This is a genomic window from Paenibacillus agaridevorans, assembly GCF_018604145.1.
Taxonomy (GTDB): Bacteria; Bacillota; Bacilli; order Paenibacillales; family Paenibacillaceae; genus Pristimantibacillus; species Pristimantibacillus agaridevorans.
In genome coordinates, this window is the sequence record NZ_CP075889.1 from 5,012,004 (window position 1) to 5,034,392 (window position 22,389).

General features: G+C 51.8%; 15 protein-coding genes. 6 read left to right on the forward strand and 9 right to left on the reverse strand.

Annotation, left to right across the window (positions count from 1 at the left end):
- Positions 1 to 145: 145 nt before the first annotated feature.
- The 3 genes from KJW29_RS20395 to KJW29_RS20405 form a co-directional block, all read right to left on the reverse strand.
- Entirely contained in the window at positions 146 to 5,686 is a 5,541-nt protein-coding gene (locus tag KJW29_RS20395; protein ID WP_214625945.1) for a phosphodiester glycosidase family protein, read from the reverse strand.
- A 347-nt stretch (positions 5,687 to 6,033) separates the two neighbouring features.
- Positions 6,034 to 6,876, reverse strand: a complete 843-nt coding sequence (locus KJW29_RS20400) for a helix-turn-helix transcriptional regulator (RefSeq protein WP_214625946.1) — start codon at positions 6,874 to 6,876, stop codon at positions 6,034 to 6,036.
- 51 nt (positions 6,877 to 6,927) lie between these two features.
- Positions 6,928 to 7,980, reverse strand: coding sequence for an AraC family transcriptional regulator (locus KJW29_RS20405; protein WP_214625947.1), 1,053 nt, complete (start codon positions 7,978 to 7,980; stop codon positions 6,928 to 6,930).
- A gap of 239 nt (positions 7,981 to 8,219) precedes the next feature.
- On the opposite strand from KJW29_RS20405, the gene KJW29_RS20410 reads away from it, so the two are divergent.
- The 3 genes from KJW29_RS20410 to KJW29_RS20420 all read left to right on the forward strand — a co-directional run bounded on the left by KJW29_RS20410 (position 8,220) and on the right by KJW29_RS20420 (position 11,492).
- Positions 8,220 to 9,941, forward strand: a complete 1,722-nt coding sequence (locus KJW29_RS20410; RefSeq protein ID WP_214625948.1) for an ABC transporter ATP-binding protein — start codon at positions 8,220 to 8,222, stop codon at positions 9,939 to 9,941.
- A gap of 361 nt (positions 9,942 to 10,302) precedes the next feature.
- The gene (locus KJW29_RS20415) at positions 10,303 to 10,635 is read left to right on the forward strand and encodes a transposase (RefSeq protein WP_214625949.1); all 333 of its coding nucleotides are present in this window, start codon (positions 10,303 to 10,305) and stop codon (positions 10,633 to 10,635) included.
- Positions 10,632 to 11,492: an IS3 family transposase gene (locus tag KJW29_RS20420; protein WP_246608780.1), complete on the forward strand. Its 861-nt coding sequence runs from the start codon at positions 10,632 to 10,634 to the stop codon at positions 11,490 to 11,492. The genes KJW29_RS20415 and KJW29_RS20420 overlap by 4 nt, the downstream gene beginning before the upstream one ends.
- 512 nt (positions 11,493 to 12,004) lie before the next feature.
- Here the strand turns inward: KJW29_RS20420 and KJW29_RS20425 are convergent.
- The gene (locus KJW29_RS20425; protein WP_214625950.1) at positions 12,005 to 13,936 is read right to left on the reverse strand and encodes an FAD-dependent oxidoreductase; all 1,932 of its coding nucleotides are present in this window, start codon (positions 13,934 to 13,936) and stop codon (positions 12,005 to 12,007) included.
- A gap of 107 nt (positions 13,937 to 14,043) precedes the next feature.
- Between KJW29_RS20425 and KJW29_RS20430 the strand changes: the two genes are divergently transcribed.
- Positions 14,044 to 15,192, forward strand: a complete 1,149-nt coding sequence (locus KJW29_RS20430) for an acyltransferase (RefSeq protein WP_214625951.1) — start codon at positions 14,044 to 14,046, stop codon at positions 15,190 to 15,192.
- A 49-nt stretch (positions 15,193 to 15,241) separates the two neighbouring features.
- Here KJW29_RS20430 and KJW29_RS20435 read toward each other — a convergent pair whose 3' ends face one another.
- Positions 15,242 to 15,601 carry a Lin0512 family protein gene (locus KJW29_RS20435; protein WP_214625952.1) on the reverse strand — a complete coding sequence of 120 codons (360 nt, stop codon included), beginning with the start codon at positions 15,599 to 15,601 and terminating at the stop codon, positions 15,242 to 15,244.
- 136 nt (positions 15,602 to 15,737) lie between these two features.
- Between KJW29_RS20435 and KJW29_RS20440 the strand changes: the two genes are divergently transcribed.
- Both KJW29_RS20440 and KJW29_RS20445 read left to right on the forward strand, forming a co-directional pair.
- Positions 15,738 to 17,348 (forward strand): copper amine oxidase N-terminal domain-containing protein, encoded by a 1,611-nt coding sequence (locus KJW29_RS20440; RefSeq protein ID WP_214625953.1) that lies wholly within the window; start codon positions 15,738 to 15,740, stop codon positions 17,346 to 17,348.
- Positions 17,349 to 17,642: 294 nt separating this feature from the next.
- A complete protein-coding gene (locus KJW29_RS20445) occupies positions 17,643 to 18,320 on the forward strand; it encodes a DUF2306 domain-containing protein (RefSeq protein ID WP_214625954.1) in 678 nt (225 codons plus the stop codon).
- Between the two features lie 700 nt (positions 18,321 to 19,020).
- Here KJW29_RS20445 and KJW29_RS20450 read toward each other — a convergent pair.
- The 4 genes from KJW29_RS20450 to KJW29_RS20465 form a co-directional block, all read right to left on the reverse strand.
- Positions 19,021 to 19,374, reverse strand: a complete 354-nt coding sequence (locus tag KJW29_RS20450) for a hypothetical protein (RefSeq protein ID WP_246608305.1) — start codon at positions 19,372 to 19,374, stop codon at positions 19,021 to 19,023.
- A gap of 126 nt (positions 19,375 to 19,500) precedes the next feature.
- Positions 19,501 to 20,793, reverse strand: coding sequence for an MFS transporter (locus tag KJW29_RS20455; protein ID WP_214625955.1), 1,293 nt, complete (start codon positions 20,791 to 20,793; stop codon positions 19,501 to 19,503).
- 70 nt (positions 20,794 to 20,863) lie between these two features.
- On the reverse strand, positions 20,864 to 21,307 hold the full coding sequence (locus KJW29_RS20460) for an SRPBCC family protein (RefSeq protein ID WP_214625956.1): 444 nt from the start codon (positions 21,305 to 21,307) through the stop codon (positions 20,864 to 20,866).
- A 27-nt stretch (positions 21,308 to 21,334) separates the two neighbouring features.
- Positions 21,335 to 22,336: an acetylxylan esterase gene (locus tag KJW29_RS20465; RefSeq protein WP_246608306.1), complete on the reverse strand. Its 1,002-nt coding sequence runs from the start codon at positions 22,334 to 22,336 to the stop codon at positions 21,335 to 21,337.
- Positions 22,337 to 22,389 lie beyond the last annotated feature (53 nt).

The window sequence follows — 22,389 nt, forward strand, 5'->3', positions numbered from 1 at the left end:
GAAGTTTGAAAGAAGGTAGAAACTGAGGAGCGGAGCGTAGTGGAAGCTACGTGAGCACCGGAAGTTTCGCCTGAATTCAATATTCGATGTCGAGTAAGCTTCTTGGCATACTTCGTGATCAAAAGCGGACTTTTTGAACTACCGCTTATGCTTTGCCCAGAATGCGGCGTGCTACGTATACAAGGTCTTCCAACCCGATCTCGCCGTCATCGTTGTAATCGAATGCCGCGTACTTCGTTGCCCACTCCGGATGTTTGTCATTCAAGCCATACGCGCCAACGATTGACGACATATCTCCAACCGTGAACTGGCCATCCTCATTAACATCACCTGGCTTCGGAACGTTAACGGATGATCGGAACGCTGCCAATGCAGAGCTCAGTTCCTCTATAGCATCGCTAACTTCTGCTTCTGTCGCGTCACCGTTGATTGCCACCAACTGTGCCGCATCAATTGCCGCTTTCAGAACAGCCTTGGAACCGATAGGGTATTGACCCGCGGCCGCTCCTTCTGTTGCAGCCGTATAGATGCTATTAGCCCCTGCAACCAACTCTAGCAATTCCGTTTTGTCGACTTCGTCCAGCGCCGTAATCATGACGGAATGATCCGCCCCGGCTGCCGATGTTTCCATACCTTCCAAATTGCCGATCTTAACGCTGGCAATGCTGATTGTCGTGCTGGCGGACTCATCTACGCGCAAGGCCTCAAACTGAAGTCTCGCTAATTGCGTGTTCGATGCATCCGCATCATCCGAAATATCGAATGCAATGAATCTGACCGTTCCCGGAACATCCTGGTCATCCGCCAGCAGGATCCAGCCTTCCTTCTCCGATGGCTCGCCAAATCCAACGAAACGAACCTTCTCTTCGTCGAAGGTGACGACAACGTCTTGACCTGCTACCGGACCGTTAATTCCGTTCAATCCATATACAAGCTCGAAGGAAGCACCTTCTGCCACTTCCTCGGCGCCTGTCAACAATGCCGAGATTTCCGGATCTGGAGTCACATCCGGACGAGTAACCGTAATAATCGCTTCCGCGAACACGCCTGCTGCAATCGAGCTAGCCGCTCTTACTGTCGCGGTTCCTTCTTTCAACGCAGTGACCAGACCTGTTGCCGATACGGACACGACGCCTTCTTCCGATGAATCGCTAATGGTCCAATTGATTGCCTGATCTTCAACCTCATCTGGTTTAACGGTTGCAGCAAGCTGCACGGTTTCACCGATTTCAAGTTCAGCCGCTTCCAAGTTAAGCTCTACGCTTTCCGGCTGCGGCGCAGACGATTCGTCTTTCATCAATGTAAAGGTATCAACGGTTCTGCCTGCCACTGTCTTCGTAACTACATTCAGCTCATTGCCGCTCGCTTCGACAGTAGCGTACATTTGCGTTTGCTCTGTATCCGTTACCTTCTGCCATGGGTAAGGGTTCAAGCCATAGAACTTATCGCCCGTAGCGCTAGGAATCAAATAGGTTGTACCTTGCCCGTCGGCAACCGGCTCTCCGTTCTGCATCGCATGTGTCCGCAAGTAAATATGATCATGTCCGTTCAATACGAGATCTACGCCGAACTCGTCGAGCACCGGAACCCAGTGGTTACGGACATTCTCCGTCATATAGGTGCTTCCGTATGGAGATCTGTGGAACACGACGACCGTCCATTTTTTGTCATTCTGCGCGAGATCCGCTCTTAACCATTCCTTCTGCTGCTCAACCTCGTATTCCGTATTCAGCATGACGAAATGAATGTCATTGTAATCGAAGGAATATACGGTTCCCTGCATATCTTCGCTGTCATAGCTGCTGTTCGGATTGTTGAAGTGGGCGAGATAGTCCTGATTCTTTTTGGTTCCCGTCACCTCGTGATTTCCGACTACGGTAGCTATAGTCGTATTCATCAATCGTTCTTGGGCGGTCTCGAACCACCAGTTCCATTGCTGCTCATTATGTCCATGGTCGACAATGTCGCCAAGGTGAATGGCAAAGTCGGCATCGGGATGTTCGGTCGCAGCTACATCAAATGTGTGTCCCCACTTCTCGAAACCAGCCAAGCTTCCGGCTTGCGAGTCCCCGAACACGAAAAACTTCGTATCTGCATTTCCTCCGGCCGCTGTTGTAAATGTACCTTCATCGCCGAAGTTCGCCGCACCGTCGCCGACGCGATACACGTACTCTGTTCCGGCTTCAAGACCGGAAGCGGCCGCCTTATGCACCTGGATCGTTCCATGCGATGTCGTGTTGTAGCTATGATTCGTTCCCGTGAAAGTCGTCACATTAGCCGCGTCGAAGTTTGTAAACTCCGACTTCTTCGCAACCTGTACAACCGTTGTTTGAACCGAAGGATTCGTATTCCAGTTAAAGCGACGCTCGCTAGTCGTATCGGCGCCGAATGCAACGTTGACATTGTAAGGCGTTACCGAACCTGCAAAAGGAGACACAGTAAATTCAACCGGTTTACTATGCTGTTCGCCTTTGACTGCCTGCAGCATAAGCGTCTGTACCGTTGCCGTCAGCTCACTTGTCTGCAGTTGACCTTGTTCATTGGTTACGAGTGCTCCGCCGCCAACTGGAACGCCGCCGGATGTGATGTGGGCTCCGGCTACGGGTTGACCATTCTTATCCGTAACGGTGAAAGTCGTTTGTTGCCCATGAGCGTAGCCTTCATCCCATGCCAGCTCCAATTCATGATCGAATTGAAATTGCAAAGCCGGACCAACGAAACCTTTCGCCGTTTCCGTGCCCGCCTGAACGATGCCGCCCGATACAAACTCAATCTTGCTTCTGTTGCCGAATGCGTCTGCTTTCACTTGATAGCTGATTTGCGCCAGTACGTCCTCGTCCGTCAGTTCCAACGCATCGAGATCATCGAATGTGACACGAACAGCGCCTGTACCCGAATTGGCGGTTCCCGCAGCATGCGCTTCTGTCAGCTTCGCGCCGGGCGTTACGCTCCAGTTCGCGGTTGCGGTCGGATCGAATTTCAGCTCCAGATGTCCGCCCTTCATTTGTTCGATGGCCTGACCTTTGATGTCGACCGTATAAGTATGACCGACCAACAATTCTGCCGGCGTGGCGTACTTGAATTGGGATGATCCCGTGTCTACGATAAAGGACCACTCTCTGATCGTTTCATTGCCCTCGTAATCCCGGACAGCCAGCTTGACATGATGAATGCCGTCATCAAGGGATTCGCTTGGCAAGTAGCTGATTTGTCCGTTTGTAACATATAGATGATGTTCAACAAGTTCGCCATTCAGGTAGAAACGAATCTTTTCCTGATCGATCAATGTATTCGCGGGATTTTGTACCGGATCATATCCCGCGTCTTCGCCATACGCCAAAATGGTAGGCAAATTATTATTAATGATAGCGTCTGGTGCCGGACTCATGTTTTTGATGATTGGCGCCGTACGATCTTCGGTCACATTGCCGTAGATTAATCTGATATCGTCGACGTAGATCGTTCCGCTTCTCTTCTTTGTATTATTCGTTTGCATAATTCGGACAGGCTCATCGATTTTAAGATCCAATGGTCTTCCTGTCAGTATATTGGCTTCGACATACTTCCAGCCTGTCCAGTTAACGCCGGTAGTGGCTGGAGTTAAATCTATCCCCATTACAGCGCCGGTAGCCGAGCTTCCGTCGCGGAACTGCGCCCGCAGCCAATCGCCTGAATTATCGCCGTATACCCACATGCTTATCTTCGTCGGATAACCTGACACTGGAATGTTATTGCTAATGCCATTGGCTTTCAGATATGCTCCAGAAGTACCTGTCTTACCTGTAAAATCATATTCCAGCTTCAAGGAGTTGGTGCCGGAACGAACATAATCCGGATTTGTTTCCAGGCTCACTCTAGAGGTGTTGTACAAAGCTCCTGCCGTTTGAAGATATTTCTGGTAAAATGCCGTATTGTTGGCGTAGCTTTCGAAATCCTCGACGACTACAGGGGCCAACCCAACATTGACGCGCATTTCCGTCGAAATATCGCCATAGCTGACAATGATCTTGCCGCTCACATTGTCCGTGCTTGCGGCAACGAATACGCCCTGCTCATCGATTGTTCCAATCGGACCTTCTACGCTCCAGTTCAACTGATCCGCATCCGCTTTGATCACTTTGCCATCAAGCAGCGCCGTTGCGGGAATAGTAATCGTTTGCCCTGGATTTACCGAGCGTTCTTCGGTAGGAAACTTCAATTCGGTCAACGAGTCGACCACCTCGACCGTCGCGCTTCCAGTCAATGTATCGCCCTCAACGGCAACAGTAGATGATCCCGCTGTATTGGAAGCTTGGAATACATGTTCTGCGAATGAACCGATCTCCGAATTGGCAGCGCTCCATAGAACCTCTTCGTTCAGCGGCGCCGGATGTCCATTCGCGTCAATAGCCGTTACATGATAAGCAAGTTTGGAATTAACGAGCACGCGATCAAAGTTAGGAGTGACGGCAAGTTTAGCGGCTGTACCCGTTTCCGGCGCTTTGCTGACTAGCAGCAATCCATTCGCATTGTTGCGCTCGCCGCCGTCGGAGCCGCTGTTGACCATGCGCACAGCGCTCTCGCCAGGCATTCTGGCAGCTAAAGTAGCTGAACCGCCGCCATCGAGATTCATTGCATTGATGACGCCCATATCTTTTAATATTTGGCCTACTTCACCTGTCGTGACGCCTTCACTGAAGCCGGGCTGACGTCCGTCGATCTCGAACAATACGATGCTGCCATCGGCTTTCGTTCCAATAGCGGAACGCGGATGCACTGCGGTATCGCCGGTTTGAACAACTCCGTCTCTCAAAACCATCGTATTGCCGCCGATTGCTACTACGACATCATTCCAAGGGCTGTTAAATTGGAATTGAGCCGCAATCTCATCATTAACCTCCAAGCTTGCGAGCGCAGCTCTTGCAGTTCCGGAAGCGGACAGCACAATATGCCCATTCGGAATCGGCGTATTGCCTTTTCCATTATGTACGGCCGTCACTTTCAATTGCATCGTATCCCCGCTCTTCACTTCTCCGGACAACACTTCCAATACAACCTCATCGCCATTGCTGTCCGATTGAGTGCTTGTATTGAATTCAGGGGTAAACAATACCAACTGATTATTGTCCCTAAGGCGGTTAATATGCGTAATGCCGTGAGTCGCGCCTTCGATCGTAACCGTCTTCGTCAGTGTCGGCGGCTGGCCGTACACGCTGGTACCGTCCGACGTTAATCCGAAGGCATAATGAGTACTGCTAGAAGGGGTATTCAAGATCTTGCCATCCGTTATAAACAAGCCGAGCGGGATGCCGTTGGAGACCGTATAGAAATCGCCATTGACGCCGGCGATTACCCGATTGCCCGGCGCATCCACATCCTTGGCCATATTGGTCAAGCTTCTGAAGCCCATGACATGGCCATTGCTTGTTCCCGCCTGCAATTCCAAATGCTCGTTTTTCGGATCGAATTCAACGAAATGTATTTTCTCCAAACCACGATCTACCTTCATGTCATACCAGTTATATTCAACACCGGGCACCAGCTCGACAGATCTTGCATCCAACACATCGCCGAATTCCGTTTCCGGAATCGGTGCGGCAGCAGCCGAATTTTGCAAATATGGAGTAGCTACCGTCAGCAACATAACCAACAGACAAATCCATTTCGCACGGCTCAACCTTCTCGTTACTTTCGAGTGATCATTCATTCTTCATTTCCTCCCACATGTTTTATACTAGTTAAGAAATGACTAGCACCTAGGAAGAAACTATAGTATTAGATTATTAAAACAAACGCCTCATTTAGTTAAGAGATTGTCAAAACGCCCGATTTAACAATAACTATATTATGGTTTTATATGTAAGATAACGCTTCTATTTTATAATTGGGTAAAGACTCCCGGCGAATTGCAAAGCTACGGATCGCCTACACTAAAAAAATCCACAACCGCATGTGGTTGTGGATTTTGCTTGCATGGCCCAAACTTTTTTTGGATTCTCTACAATTCACTCTATGTCAGAAGGCACAGTATGGACGAAAATTGAAATAGACTAACTATGGTTGCCTCATTTCGGGCGACATGCCGGCGAACTTCTTGAACTTGCGGCTGAAATAAAACTCGTCGGCAAAGCCGACCTGATGAGCCACCTCCTTCATCCGCAGCCCGGAATGGAGCATCAGTTTTTTCGCACGGTTCATTCGAATGTTCGTCAAGGTGTCGATCGCGCTGACGCCGTACGTCTTTTTGAACGCATCCACATAATATTTCGGACTCAGCTTCGCAATGGAAGCCAGACACTCAATAGATAAGTCTTCATGGAACCGTTCCTCCATGAAAGCCTTCGACCTCTCCAGAGCGGACTCGGTCGACGCCTTGCTGCCAACCCTCTCCGCCGACAGCAGCGAATAGATCAGCTCGTTCATATCAAGCTCCGCCCGCCATCTCTTAAGACCGTCTTCGCTTCGCCAATTCTCATAGATGGAGCGGCATAAGTGGGCGAGTCTCCCTTTCACGGGAACGTTCAGCTCATCCTTGCCTTCGAACAACATTTCGATCAGATGCGCAGCCGGCAGAGCCGCGAGGGGCAGTTGCTCCTTACCGGATTCGATTGTCGCCTCGAAGTGCAAAATGGCCGCTGCCAGCTCGCCGCCCCGATCCGACAGCAGGCCGAATGTGCTGTCCGGACGCACCGGGTAAGCGCGGTCTCGTACCAATCTCAGCGATCCGGCATCCAGTTCCAGCTCGCCCTCGCCGCGAATCGGCACGATGAGCGCGGGAAGCAGCGTTAATTGCCGCTCCATCCTTTCTCCTTCCGCCCCGGCAAACAGTTCAACATCGATCAACCGCACCCGAAGCCGCTCCAGCGGCACGCCCCCGTTCCTTGCTGTTTTCAACATCGCTGCTCCCTCCCCTATGTCATATGGTCATGACTTGTTCTCCCAGTCCGATCATAGATCAAATGATTTGCGGTATTGGCTCGGCGTAATATGATGGATCTTGCGGAATACGGCGGAGAAGCGTCCGGCGCATTCGTACCCGCAGACTCTCGCGATATCCCGGATGCTCATCTCATCCTTGGCCAGCATCCGCATCGCTTGCTGCATCTTGCCCTCTCGGACATATGCGGCGATCGTTACGCCGTATACCAGCTTGAACGAACGGCGCAGCTTGCTCTCGCTCATCGCCGCGAGGGCGGCCAGCCGGGACAGGTCGGGCGGCTCCAACATGTTTCGGTCGATTGCATCTTTAACCTTGAAGATGCGCTGCTTATTGTCCCACGTCACATGGTCGGCGCGCCTCTTGTCGATCAGCTCTGGTTGTTCCTGATTGCGCTTGATCAGCATCAGAATTTCCCCGCATTTAAAATAGTAATAAGGCAGCGGCGTTACAGCCTTCCGTATCGACCATTTCAGCTCATCCATCGCGAGCAGCACATCCGGCGTATTAATCTGGGACTCGGTCCATGACCGGGCTTCGCCTGGTTTAAAGGCGGTGTCCGGGCCGCCGCCCGCAAGCAGTCTGCCATGGATATATTCTTCGAACACGATCATCGCGTCGAAGCATATAAGTTCCTCATCGGAATAATGAATCGTGACCGGCGTTCCCGAGCTCGCCACGACCTGATTCATTGGCTTCAGCTCCCGGTCGCTCCGGCCTTGTCCGGATATTGTTATTCGTCCTTTGCTGACGCTGAACAACCATAGACAGGGCTTGTCCGTGTCGAATGTATAAGACAGACTCGTTTTCGTTGAAAACCATGCACTGACACAAAACAAACCTGGCTCGGGGCTCGTCTGGATGATCCAGCCTTCTCCCCGGCTCTCCGGCATGTCGTAACACCATCCGCTTCCAAAACGGCGCCTTTGCATCCCGAAATGCCGGGCCATTGATTCTAGCCCGTCGACAAACATCTCGTTTTCGCCTTGAATTCGGCTTGTCCTTCTCGACTCCGAACTGCCCACGTCTATCCTCGCATTCGCTCTTCCGATTGACTTCCCCATACCTTCTGCCTCCACGCAATGTGCCAAAGTGATATAATTCTATGCTGATTTTAACTGATTTTGATTATCATTAACAGCTCTGAGTCCAATAAACTGCGGATGTTCCGGGCTTTCGCTTCTCTTTTCCACTTGTCCAGGAGCCTTTCGTCAGCGATTGACTTCCTCGATGACAACAACCTAATATAGCTTTGAATCATTTATTTTTTTGAACTACCTTTAGAAGGAAGGAAGATAAGCGCGTGCAGACTTTACGTCGTTTTTTCTCGTATTACAAGCCCTACAAGTGGCTTTTCACCCTTGCTTTCGGCAGCGCCATCATGGCCGCTCTGCTGGAGCTGACATTCCCGATGGCTATCAATATCATCATCGACGACTTGCTTCCCAAGGGCAACTGGATGTCGATACTGTGGGCCGGACTTATTTTGCTCGGGATCTATTTACTGAGCTCCGTTTTTCATTTTGTCGTCACCTATCATGGACACAAGCTCGGCATCAATATCGAGACGGACATGCGCCGCAATCTGTTCAAGCGGGTGCAGAAGCTGTCGTTCCGTTTCTTCGACAACAACAAAACCGGACATCTCGTCTCCCGCATGACCAACGATGTCATGGATATGGGCGAGGTCGCCCACCATGCTCCCGAGGATCTGTTCATCGCCGTCATGACGCTGCTCGGCGCTCTGGGCATCATGCTCGGCATCAACTGGCAGCTGGCTCTCCTAACGTTTGTCATCGTGCCGCTTATGATCTGGGTATCGCTGCATTTCTCCCGCAAGATGAACGCGGCCTTCAAAAAAATGTTCAGCGACATCGCCGACTATAACGCGCGCGTCGAAAATAACGTCAGCGGCATGCGGGTCGTGCAGGCTTTCGCCAACGAGCCGTTCGAGATCGAAAAGTTCAGCCAGAACAACAATCAGTTCCGCTTGACCAAATTGATTACTTACAAGGTTATGGCTTGGCATTCCTCTATCAGCTTCGTCATGCTGAAGTTCGTCTCCCTGTTCGTCATCGTCTGCGGGGCCTGGTTTGTCATTGAAGGCAGAATGAGCAATGGCGACTTCATGGCGTTTATCCTGCTCTCCAACGTCTTCCTGGGACCGATCCGCACGATCAATTCCCTGATCGAGACGATACCCAAGGGGCTCGCGGGCTTCCGCCGCTACGAGGAATTGATTCATACCGAGCCCGACGTAAAGGAGAAGCCCGACGCCCGCAGCTTCGGCCAACTCCGCGGCGATATCGTGTATCGGAACGTAAGCTTCGGTTATGAGTCGGACAAGTCGATCGTCAGCAATCTGAGCATGGACATTCGCGCCGGCGAAACCATCGCGCTGGTCGGGCCGTCGGGCGGCGGCAAATCCACGCTTTGCAGTCTGCTGCCCCGCTTTTACGACATTGCGGGAGGACAAATTATGATCGATGGCCTGGACATTCGCGATATGCCGCTGCGCAGCCTGCGCGAGCAGATTGGCATTGTGCAGCAGGATGTATTCCTGTTCGACGGAACGATCCGCGAAAATATCGAATATGGCCGGCTCGGCGCAAGCGAGCAGGAGATCCGGCAGGCTGCGAAGCGCGCCCAGCTCGCGGAGATGATTGACTCTATGCCGGACGGACTCGATACGCTGATCGGCGAACGCGGCGTCAAGCTGTCCGGCGGACAGAAGCAGCGGCTGTCCATTGCCCGCATCTTCCTGAAAAATCCGCCAATCCTGATCCTGGACGAAGCAACATCGGCGCTTGATACGGAGACGGAAGCTTCCATCCAGCAAGCTCTGGCCGAGCTGTCCAAGGGACGCACCACGCTGGTCATCGCCCACAGGCTGGGCACCGTCCGCAACGCTGACCGCATCTTCGTCGTGGCCGAGCAAGGCATCGCAGAGAGCGGCACGCATGAAGAGCTGATCGGCCGGGACGGCATCTACCGCCGGCTGCATCAGCAGGGGCTGACGGGCTGAAGGGCCGACAGGCGGCATCTACCGCAGGCCGCAACGGCAGGGACTGACGGACTGAGGGGCCGACAGGCGGCATCTACCGCCGGCTGCAACGGCAGGGGCTGACGGGCTGAAAAGCTGCATCTTCTGCATCTGCTGGGGCTGACGGGCTGAAAAGCTGCATCTTCTGCATCTGCTGGGGCTGACGGGCTGAAGAGCTGCATCTACTATCTTCTGCATCAGCAGGGGCTGACAGATTGACGGGCCGACAGTCTGCTGGGTTGATGGGCTGATGGGCGACATTAAAAGGATAATTGTAAGTAGAATAAATAGTGGACACCTCGTTAAGAGAATTCGATAATGAATGAAATAGGAGGTGTTCACAATGGGTGAACAACGGAATCGATACAATGAAGAGTTTAAGAAACAGACGGTAAAATATCTGCAAGAGCAGACAAAATCGGTGGAGGACATCGCCCTCGAACTAGATATTCCCGCGAAGACGTTGCATGCCTGGAAAGCGAAATATCGAGATTTTAAGAATGAACCCGTTGCCAGTTCGGGACGCCTCTATGAGCTCGAGCAACTCGTTAAAGAGCAAGAACGTGAGCTCCGCGCGAAAGACCAGAGGATTTCCGATGTAGAGGAGGAGCTCGCGATTGTAAAAAAGGCTGTGCACATCTTCAGCAAACCAAGGAACGACGGTTCCAGTTCATAGAAGATCATCGCTCCGAGTTTCGTTTGGAGAAGATGTGCGAAGTCATGGGTGTTTCACGTAGCGGCTACTACAAATGGAAAAATGCAGAGCTGAGCAACCAGGAACTGCGAAAACGGACTTTAATGGAGCGGGTTTCTTACCATTTTCATGATTCTGAGCAGCGCTACGGTGCCCCAAAGATCACGTATCTTCTTCAAGAAGAAGGCCACACAGTAGCAGAGCGGACCATTGGTTTATACATGCAGGAGCTTGGTCTGCGTGCCTGTGTCTCTCGAAAGTACAAGGTGCAGACGACAGACTCGAGCCATGATTTGCCGATCGCACCTAACGTACTCAACCAAAAGTTTAAAACGGAGAAGCCTAATAAGGTCTGGGTGGCAGACATCACCTATATTCCATGCAGAGAGGGTCGTTTATACTTAGCAAGTATTCTTGACCTGTGTACACGTGAGATCGTAGGCTGGCGCCTAGGGAGCCGGATGACGACCGACTTGGTACTTGGTGCGTTGCAAGACGCCTATAAAGCTAAAAAGCCAAAGAAGGGGCTGCTGCATCATTCAGATCGCGGTAGTCAATATGCATCTGATGATTACAGAAAACAACTCAAAGCCTACAAAATGAGAGCCAGCATGAGTCGGAAAGGCAACTGCTACGACAACGCTTGTATCGAGTCATTTCATAGCGTGCTCAAGAAGGAACTCGTTTACTGCAAGCGATTCAAAACGAAGCAACAGGCCTATGAAGAAATCTACAGATATATTGAGTTTTTTTATAACCGTAAACGGATCCACAGTGCACTGGGGTACTTGTCACCAGCCCGGTACGCTGCAAAATTTAATAAGAGAAAAGCGGCATAAATGGTGTCTACTTTCTTGACAGAGGTCCAAATTGCCCCTTATTTGATTTATGAGCTGACGTTTTACGATATTATAGGGAAAACTGCCCTCTAATTAACTGCGAATAAATGCATGTGACGCAAATCTCCAGAAATAAAGGGAGAATTTCCATCTATATACGCTAAAAAGCCATTTCCCTCGAAATTAGATGGACAATTTCCATCTATTCCGTAAATTAGCTGCTGCGGACGCTATGAAAAATGGAGAAGGAATGCCGAAATAATAGTCTTTCCAACAATTGAACATGGGGGCTGTCCTAAAGTCGTAAATGACTTTAGGACAGCCCTCTGCTTCGTAATTGATCGTTAATGCCCGCTAGATTTCATCGGCTCAACATCCGCAAATGCAACTTCACCGTTCAGATTAGCTATACCCACACGCATGTGCCTACCCAACGCCCATGCTCGGTACAACACCAAAAAGCGAATTGCACGAAAACGTACAATCCGCTCGAGATTTTCAATTAAATGAAACTAGCTGTAAACCTTCCCAACGTAAAACTCCATCAGATCCCGAACCAGCGAGAAAACCTCCCCCACCTTAAGCTCTTGGGAATCCTCGATATCCGACAGCGTTGTCTCCGCGAGCCATCCCTTGGAGACGACCTCGTCGAGTGCGGACTCCGGCGTAACGGACAAATCCGTCGTCAACGCGATGGTGTACGCCAGTTGCTCCAACGTAAGCGGCAGCTTGGCCGGTTCTTCGAGGTCGGCGATGGCCACGTACGGATTGCCCAGGAAGTGATCGGCATGAGCGATCTTTACCGTCTGCATGATATTGGCGAATTGACCTGCCGTTGCAATGCCGTCAAGGTTAAAAGTTTCGTTATGATCGCCGCCGAACGTCAGCGCCATGCTTACGGCGGCCAGCAGCCCTTGATAATGTTTATGTTTGGCATATTCCGGCGTCTCGAATTTGACCGGCGCAAGCTCCATGCCCTGTGCCATTAAACGTTTGCGCAGCTCCGCGATATCCGCTTCCGAACGCGACAACTCGCGGAACGACAAGCCAAGCTCCGCCGCCAGCTTCGTCGCGGCGCCTGCCGCCTCGCCGGTTGCCATGCCCAGCGGGATGACGCGGGCGCTTCCGTGCGGAATCGTATCGAAGCTGGCTGCGCGACCGACGACAAGAAGGTTGTCCACCGCAAGCGGCACGATAGCGCGGAACGGCACGCCGTATCGTTCCGGCGCCGCGACGATGGCCCCTTGATCCTGCGCGTTAAGCCGCTGGATATCGATTCTGTAAGAGCCGTAGGCGATGGCATCCTTAAAGTCGCGGTTGTCCACGACGTCGACAGCGGTCAGACGATATTCGCCCTCAAAATGACGAGTCTCCCGCACGTACAATTCCGGTGCCACGCCCGCGAACTCGACGTCCTTAAGCTCTTTGTACGTCTTCTTAAGATAATCCACGATCAGAGGCGCTTCTTTGGCTCCAATCTCAAGCGCTTCCTGCACGGATTCCGGATTCAGCGGATCAATGCCGAAAATATGCATCGCGTTGATCAGTATCGTGTCGTCGTTTTGCCTGCCTACGTTCAATGCCCGAATGCCGACCCGCTCCGGATTCGAAGAGACGTACTCCCTCGACTTTATGAACCCCCATGCGCTCATGCTGTCGATGCCCGTGCCGTCGCCGATGTTCGCGAAGGAATCCCACACCTGCTGGGTCACGCCGCTCATCTTAAAAACAAGCGTGACGGCCTGCTGGTCTTGCGGCCTGCCGATATCCTCGCGCCCCACCGAATACGGAATGCCCGCCGCCGCGGCGATATCTCCGTCCTGCGTCGCATCAATGACCGCTCCAGCACGAACGGCATATTCTACGCCGCCTTCTGTTTCCAGGCGAAGCCCCGTAATCATTTGGCCCGGGCCTTTGTTGCCCGTCTCCATGATAGGATCCAGGAACTTCGTCTTCATGAGGAGATCGATATTCGGCTCCGCCTTCACCAGCTCGTAGAACGCGTTAGCCGCCGTATTGACGTCGAACGAAGTCCCTTCGATCATGTCGTACCATTCCTGAAAGATCCCCTTATTGAGAAAATTATGTTTGCCGGACAGCTTGGACTGCTCCGGAGAATAGTTCAAATCCAGCGAATTCAACCAGCCCAGCGTCATGAGTCCGCCTAGAATTTCGCGATTCCGCCCATCGACCAGCAATACGCGCTGATCGTTTCGCGCCGCGGAAATGGCAGCTACGATGCCCTCGGGATCCGTGCCCGCCACGATGACATCATAGCTGTCTTCGGGCTGAGTGATGGATTCGACTTGCAACAGAGCCTGAGGCTCATGCCGATTCACCGTGTTATTCCGTTCCTTGTACCAGATCCAGCCAGCCGCTGCTGCCGCAATGACGACAATTAATAATATCGCCGTAAGTAGTGCCGTTCTTTTCTTGCGCATCATTGTATAGGTTCCTCCTGCAACTCCCCGCTTGACACGGGACTAATTGTCGATGACAATTGACTTGGCTTAAATGGAAAATATAAGAACTTCACCTGTCGGGGGTATTCATGAATTCCAACATTACAGTTCCGAAGCCGCAATCGCGGATTGCAGAGCTTGATCTGCTGCGAGCATTCGCCATTATTGCCGTCATTGCCATTCACTCCACATCCTTCGCCACCATCGAAATGACTGATTCTTCGCCAGTCGCCTACTTCCTGTACATCGCCGCGAATATCGGAATGAATTTCGCCGTTCCCGTCTTTCTGTTTCTGAGCAGTCTTGTTTTGTTCAAGCGCTATGGCAACATGCCGTTCGCAGGACATACATTTATTTCCTTTTATAGGAAACGGTCGACCCAAATCATTATACCATATACTGTATGTTCGGCAATCTACTATATCGCCGTCGAGGTTACGAGAGCCGGGAGGGATCTCCAAGCCTCCCTACTGCCCGATTTTCTCGAAAAGCTGGCAACGGGGACCGCTTACGCTCATCTTTATTATATTTTTATCATCATTCAGTTCTATGCGCTGTTCCCGTTCGTATTGCGACTGCTCCAGGCATTCCCTCGTCTTGTCTCTTGGGGAATTCCGTTCGGGATTGCCGTACAAGCTGCCTTCTATATCGCGGGCCAATTCGTGGATATTCCGAATGCCGCCAGCTGGTTTCTATCCTACTTCGGTTATTACATGTTGGGCGTATTCGTCGGCCTAAAGTATGACGAGATCCGTTCAGCAATTGTTTCGTTACGCGGAGGTCTCGTTCAACGATTCGGGCTAGCTCTGCTTTGGGGAGGCTGGCTTGCTTCCGGGCTTGCCTACATCGTCTTGTGGTACAAATTTAGAATAAATACGATTACGCCCCCAACGTGGACATTCTACTTCTCGGGGAGCATTTATGCCTATTTGTCTGCTCTGACGTTGACTTACGGAGCCTTAATCCTGGAGACCAGATGGACGCATACGCGCGTTGTACGTTTCCTGAAGAAGCTTAGTCCGTATGCCTTCGGCATCTATTTGCTGCATCCGCTGCTGCTGGCCGCATATCGCGAGCTTCGTCCCTTGCACGCCGAGCCTTACCTCTACCACGCCTGGTACGTAGGCGGCTTTCTGCTGGCTTTATTCGGCACTTGGGCAATCGTCGCATTCGCGCAGCGTTACATCCCGTGGGCATGGATTGTGTTAGGCAGCAGTGAAGTTAAACAAGCGCGCTGAATAATAGCGGCGAGCCGCCGAAGCGACTCGCCGCTCCCATCTTCAAAAGCTAATAGCCAACCTCCACTGATGCGATGACGACATATGCCAGATCATTGACATCATCCTTGTCCGTGAGCAAAATACCGCTGCTTGTCAGCATGCCACCGTCCACAACTTCGAATGTAACTTGTCCGTAAGGCAGCTCTACTCCGACCCTCTCCAGGTCAAGCTTCCCTCTATCCGCAGGCACCGCCAGCCTGACGTTTACCTTCATATTGGCCAGATCGCCGCCAGGAAGCACGGACCGTATACCCGGCATCGAATTATGATGGATGGCGTTCTGCACGGCGCGCACTGCCGCCTTGGTCACGTTTTGCCCATGCAAGTCGATTCCCATTCCGATTTCTACGAACATCATTTTGTCCATTGCCGCCACTTCCCTTCTCAGCTTCAAAAAACACTAACACTATCGTAACTTTGCAGATGGCAGATCGCAACCTTCCTGCAAAAATGACGTCTTAACAATTGGTAATATTTATTTATTGTGGCGGGGAGTGGAATCCTTGGAAACAAGCAAAAGAAATGCCCGGGTCTTGGCGGCGGCTGTATTCGTGACGCTCTTGCTCAGTTCGTACGCAGGCGCTAGCCATGAAGCCGGGGCTTTGGACGTAGACGGCAACACTGAGCAATCAGCCAAAGCTGCCTCGCTTGCAGCGATTGCCGAAGACAAGAGTCCCATCAAGAAGCTGGATACAGAGAGCGCCGCGATTAACCAAGCGATAGCTTTAAAGCTGATACCGCAGCAAGCCGACCATTACAGCGGTAGACTAGTCAACGATATTTGGACAATTCAATACACGATGTTAGATTGGGATCGTGAAGGAACGATCGGTTTAAACGCAGAGACGGGACTTCCGGTGAGTTTGGATGAACGTTTGGGCAGAGTGTCCGTCCACGACGACAACGTACCGATAGAGTTCCTGGGCGAGGAAAAGGTTACTTACGCGGAAGCCGTATCCATTGCGGAAGCATATACCAAAAGCCAGGGCTGGGATCTGGATACGGATTGGACGCTGTGGCGTTATCCGCACAGCTACTATTCCTTGAGGTTCGAAACAAGCGTCTACCATCGCGTAGAGTTTGTTCGTTCCTTTGAAGGCATTCGTTATGATAATAACCGGTTCATCATCTACGTGGATCGGGAATTAGGCAAGGCCGTTGCACATTCTCTGACTTGGTCAGATACTGAATTTATTACTCCAGATGACATGATTTCACTCGAGGAAGCGGCAACAACGTTTTACCGCAAGGTGGAGCCTGTACTTGAACCGGGATTTTGGCCAACGGACGCTGGCGACTATCCACCGCAGTATAAAGCGTATTCCAGCTATACTATACATGCCAACGGAGATTGGGCAGTGGACCATAACTCTAGCACCTCTGCACCGACTAAGGAGATCGTTGCCGCCTACCCCCGGGATATAGCAAAAAAGAGGTTGCTGTCCTTGTTTGATCTGGAGCAGCTTTATTTGGACGACTCGCCTGGTCAGGCCTCGCTTTACTATCAACTACGTGTCAAACCCGAGGTTCCGATCACCCCCTGGGGCGATCATCCTTTCATTTATGCACATACAGGCGAATGGCTGGTCCCTGTCCCAGATGGCTCAGCCGGAGATTTACCGCCAGCAAGCGATTGGCTGATTAATCTCACAGCCCCAGCTAGCGCCATCGATTACAATGCTGCCGTCGTATGGAACAACAAGTTCCTCCCGCTTCGCGATGAACCGGTTATTCGCAACGGTTCCACGCTTTTGCCGTTTCGCGAGCTGCTGGAGAAGCTTGGCGCTTCCGTTCTGTGGGACCCGGCGAAACGCAAAGTAACAGCCCGCAAAGGCGATGTCACAATAGAGCTGACTATCGGATCCGGCTCAGCGCTTGTGAACGGCAAATCGCAGACGCTAGGCGCGCCGGCAACAATCGTGAATGGCCGCACCTATATTCCGGCACGAATGGTCCTGGAAGCATTCGGTGCCCATGTTAGCTGGAACGAACAATCGCGATTAGTGCTGGTGAACACGGGAGAGACGTCAGAAGCTCCTGCCTTGAGCGAGCAGGAGATCGGCCAGCTTCGTTTCACGGCGCAGATTAATTGGGAGGAGAAACATAGTCGGTAGTCTTTTTGCCCTTTAACAGCCGGTGTCGGGTATATCGATACTGATTGATAAAGGGCTTCAGTTGGTTTTGTAACAGTGTCGCTTCCGCAAACGCCAACTTGTGATCGAGCTACTTATGCATGAGCTAATGGGGACATGGACGCACAAATTTCAAAAATTGTGCCTATTTTGTAACATTACGTGAAAATATTCACGTACACTTCATTTATACTAAAAATGTGACCATCTCTGTAAAAATATCGCAAGCGCCACCGATTGCGAATTACTCATTGTGCTTGAGAGGCAGGTCCTTAAATGAAAACTTCACGGCTTTTTGCCTTTTTGCTTGTAACGATATCTCTCTATCTCGTCTACGTTCTGGTGGACAATTACGTCCTGGACCCGCATGCGGAGCAATTCCTCGCGCTCAAAACGGGAATAGACCGCGTTCTCAACCTCCCCGTATGGCTAAACGTCATGTACGTGCATGTGGCGTTCGCGACGATTGCCACTGCAACGGGAGCGATGAATTTCTCCAAATACCTCCGAAATCGGTTCCGGGGGTTTCACCGGGTCAACGGATACGTGTATGTTGTGTCTGTCATGCTCGTTGTCCTTACTTCCGGTTACATGGCTCCCTACTCGACAGGCGGCAAACCCGTCAGCGTCGCTTATAATATGATGAACATCGTATGGCCGGCCTTTACTGTCATTGCTATTATGCGCATTAAAAAGAAGGACCTCGTCGGCCATCTCCGTTCGATGGTTCGCAGTTATGTCTTTTGTTTCACCAATGTGTTCGTCCACATGATGACGTTCCTCGCAGAGCAAGGGTTGCGGCTTCCGCATGAGACAAGCTACACGTTCGGCGTCTTCTCCGCCTTCGCGCTTAACTTGTTAATCGCCGAGCTTATCATCACGATTTTTTACGCGCCGAGCCGAGTTGCCAACACCTCGACTTATAGAAAGGGTGAAATACAGCCTCAAAAGTAGACTAAGGGCGGCGCGCAACCAGCAGGGCTTTGCTCTCCTGAGCCCTCACATCTAATGATATAGGGTACGTTGATTGCAACACTAACTGGGCGCTGTGGTTCCCATAAGTTGTTGCCGGCTGTGAGTGCTATGGCTTCCATTACGTTGTTGCCGACTGTGAGTGCCGTGGCTTCCATTAAGTTGTTGCCGACTGTGAGTGCCGTGGCTTCCATTAAGTTGTTGTCTACTGTGCCGATCCTCAGCCTTCCTCTACAATTGTGCAAATCTACTCAATTTCACAGACGGAATCCCATCTAAAGCAGTAAATTGTACGAATATACACAAATTTTTGCTTCACATCATCGTTTTAGAGCTCTCCGAGCCTAAATTTATGTATATTTGTACAAATTCACTGAAAACAAGCACGCACCTGGTACTATTTGTGTATTTTCGTACAATTGTTATCGCGCACATAGCTGAAGGCAAGTTGAACCCGTACATCCTTCCGTGCCTCCATCCTTAGGCGGCGCAGCGCGTTTCATTTCGAGAAGGATCGATCACGTATGGAGAATGCTAATGTTTTTCTATAATAGCAGCAAAAAGCGCATCCCGCAGGATACGCTTCTGGCGTACTATATCGCACCGGCCATGCGGCAAAACCGCTGCTCTCCGGAGAACCGCTCGTCAAAGTCGACGCCGCACTCTCTACATAAACGTTAGCCTAAATCGGAATCCGGTACTCCGAATTCAGCTCGATAATATGCTCGCCTTCGTTATATACCCAGCTGAAGTGGAACGTGTTTCCCTCGTACTTGGTGCGTTGCCGAATGTCGGGAACGATCGTCGTGTTCATGTGGTCGATGATGATCGACTCCATTTCTTGTAGCCGTCGCAGCGTCTCGCTTGCCAGCTCCTCCGCTCTATCATCGGGCAAAGAAAGGCGGAAGTAATGCTCCGCAACCTTGGAAGCCGGCAAACCTTCTTCCATCTCGTAGCCCGCTCCGCGCAGCACTTCCTTTACCGTCTTGATCCAGTCGGCGGTCAAATCCATCGTAATCTCGTACATTATCGTCATGACTCTCCATCCTCCGGTTCTCTTCTTACGTTACCCTATCATACAGACTTCGGAGGTTGCAAGTGCATGCATTCGAAAGGAGGGGGGCAAGTCGATCCCATTACCCTAAACAACCCTACTCCACCCTCATGCCTGCTCAATGTCTGGCAACGGCTTCAATCGGACGAAAGAAGAAAGCGCCAGCGAGATAACCAGCAAAATAAACGGCACCACGCTGATGAGGACGCGGAACGTCAACTCCGGATTGTCGCCGGGCTTATCGCCGCTCTCGTAGCCTAGCAGCACGCCAACAACGAGGACGGAAAGGACCGAGATCAAGCCGCTTGAGCGCGTAATGAATCCGCTGACCGCCGTATAGACTCCTTCCCTGCGCCTTCCCGTCTCTGCATAATCCAGATCGATAATATGGCTGTTCACGACAGGCGGCGTTACCAGGAATCCAGCGAGGCCGAAGCCGACCAACACGCCCGCCGCGATTCCGGTAAGGAGATTGCTTCCGAACCATAACGGGATGACCGACAGCGCGTAAGCGAGCAGCGACAATCGCCACGCTTTGACGCTATCCATCCGTTTAATGATCCAGAACCAGACGGCAACAAGCGGAATCACGGAAACGAAGATGGAAGCCAGCAGCAAGGAAACTTGCTCCGGAGGCACTTTCAGCACGTATTTGGCGTAGAAGGGAATCATGGAGCTCAGCAACCCGTTCACCGTCTGGGCGAACGAATTGGCAATATTGAAAATCCAGAACGGCTTATTGGTCACCGTGGCCGCGAACGACTCCTTGAGCCCCATGCGGGGCGTCTTGCGAGCTTCTTCGTCCTCCTGCGTAAACCGAAGGAACAGGATCATCAACACGGCAAACATGCCGCCGAATATAAGTGCCATGGGGCCGAAGCCGAGGCCGTCGTAAAGAATCGGTCCCGCGACCGAAGCGATGAGAATCGCGACGATCTGATACCCTTGCTGAATGGCCGAAGCCTTCTTGCGCAGCGTATTCCCTCTATATAACTCCGGGAACAAGGAGCCGTAATTGACCCATATAATCGTCGCCACTGCTTCGAACAACACAAGCGCGACCAGGAACCAGACGAACAAAGCCGTCTCGGACAACCCCTCCGGCACCGCGAACACCAGATAGAACATAAGGAAAAAGAGCGGGATGGAAACGTACAGCCAAGGTTTTCTTCGTCCGAATCTCGTATCCGTCCGATCGGATAAGTATCCCGCCAAAGGCTGGTTGACGGCATCCCAGATCATGAACACCGTTCTCGCGAACGTCACCAGACCGATGGCAAGCCCCAGTGTTTCCATATAATAAAACACATAAAAAGCGCTGAAAGCATGGCTCGGAATCATCATTGCCAGCATCCCGAATGCATACATCCATGGCGAATTGATCGCTCTGTTTCTTGCCATCCTTTTTCCGCCCCCCATGATTTGGCCAGATTATTTTTCCGTTTCCATCATGATGTCGGTTCTCCCGTACTTAATAAGGCAGCTCGCTTCCGCTCAAATACGCATACAGATTCGCAAGCGACATGGTGTAGCCTTCTTCCGTCTGCGCGGCCGCCGCTTCATCCACGTAACCCGTCTCGCGAATCGTTACCGTCGATCCGCCCTTCTCCTCCTTCACCAGGAACGAAGTAACCATGTCCGATAACTCGCCATCGAATTCCCAGCGAACGGAGAACTCCGACCGCTCTTCGATTTTCTCGATAACAGCCTTCAATGAGACGACCTCGGAGCCGTCATGATATTCGTTCGGCGTGTGGTGGAACCACAGCTCGGCCCCTGCCTCCAATTGCGGGATATCCCAAGGCGAGCCGGGAGAATACCACAACGACAATTCTTCATCCTTCGTTACCGCTCTCCAGGCCCGGTCGGGACCGGCTTCCACCCAAACGGAACATTCGACCGTTATGTTCGACATCCGATGCTCTCCTTCTCCACTCATGAATTAAACTTCGAACCAGTCCGGGAAGCGTCGGCGAAGATGCGCCAACTTCACTTCCGCCTGCTTGGAGCCCCCGCCCTCATGGCCATTGAACGGATAGAGAAAGATCTCCTTCTCGCCGACGATCCGATTGTATGTCGCATAATACATTTGGGGAGGACAAGTCTCGTCCTTAAGCGCTACGGATGCAAGCACGGGACACTGAATGCGTTCCGCCATATTCATCGTATCGAAGTAGCTGAGATTGTCCATCACCTGATCCGTCAGCTCGGGATGATGGCGCAGAAACTCCGTGACAGAACCGAACGCGCCGTGGTTTCCTTCGATGCGAGCGACGATATTGCTGTTGCTGGGCACGTCCACCATGGCCAGCTTCGCGCGGTTGTCCAGCGCGGCGATCGCCATGCCGAGTCCTCCTCCTTGGCTGCCTCCGTCGATAACGATGCGGTCCGCGTCGATCTCTTCCTGCGCGCAGGCGAAGTCGATCGCCTTGAGGCAATCCATGTACACATGGCGGAAATAATATTCGTATTTATTATGTACGCCCCGGCAGGCCACGTTCGACGAGTAGCCATGCGAATACTGTGCGCTGTTGCCCGTTTTGCCGCCCTGATCCCTGCAATCGACCGCAAGCACCGCCATACCCATCATAACAAAGTGCATGTAGCCCACAGGATTGCCTCTGCTGCCGTTGAAACCGTGATAATGGACGACACAAGGGTATTTCTCCTTGCTCAGAAAGGCTGGCAAGATCAACCATCCATGGATTCGCGTCTCGTCCATGCCGTTGTACGAAATATCGTATACGCGCACCGACGGAATCGGGTAGTCTAATTCCCTTCTTTCCGGCCGAAGCGGCACCTCTTGCGCCTCCGCAATGGTCTCTTCCCAGAACTCAAAGAAATCCGACCTTCTTGTTAACTCCGGCAAATACTTCTCCAACTCTTTTCGTTTTTGTTCCAAGTAACCCACTACCTTCGCTTCCCCCTCATAGAGGTTGTTCAAAAAGTCCGCTTCCCATTACGAAGTAATCCAAGGAGCTTAGTCGACGTCGAATA

Coding starts and splice junctions, on each gene's coding strand:
- KJW29_RS20400 (WP_214625946.1), bottom strand. CDS start 6,876: ATGTTGAAAACAGCAAGGAACGGGGGCGTGCCGCTGGAGCGGCTTCGG.
- KJW29_RS20455 (WP_214625955.1), bottom strand. CDS start 20,793: ATGGCAAGAAACAGAGCGATCAATTCGCCATGGATGTATGCATTCGGG.
- KJW29_RS20450 (WP_246608305.1), bottom strand. CDS start 19,374: ATGACGATAATGTACGAGATTACGATGGATTTGACCGCCGACTGGATC.
- KJW29_RS20405 (WP_214625947.1), bottom strand. CDS start 7,980: ATGGGGAAGTCAATCGGAAGAGCGAATGCGAGGATAGACGTGGGCAGT.
- KJW29_RS20460 (WP_214625956.1), bottom strand. CDS start 21,307: ATGTCGAACATAACGGTCGAATGTTCCGTTTGGGTGGAAGCCGGTCCC.
- KJW29_RS20445 (WP_214625954.1), top strand. CDS start 17,643: ATGAAAACTTCACGGCTTTTTGCCTTTTTGCTTGTAACGATATCTCTC.
- KJW29_RS20395 (WP_214625945.1), bottom strand. CDS start 5,686: ATGAATGATCACTCGAAAGTAACGAGAAGGTTGAGCCGTGCGAAATGG.
- KJW29_RS20425 (WP_214625950.1), bottom strand. CDS start 13,936: ATGATGCGCAAGAAAAGAACGGCACTACTTACGGCGATATTATTAATT.
- KJW29_RS20415 (WP_214625949.1), top strand. CDS start 10,303: ATGGGTGAACAACGGAATCGATACAATGAAGAGTTTAAGAAACAGACG.
- KJW29_RS20435 (WP_214625952.1), bottom strand. CDS start 15,601: ATGGACAAAATGATGTTCGTAGAAATCGGAATGGGAATCGACTTGCAT.
- KJW29_RS20430 (WP_214625951.1), top strand. CDS start 14,044: ATGAATTCCAACATTACAGTTCCGAAGCCGCAATCGCGGATTGCAGAG.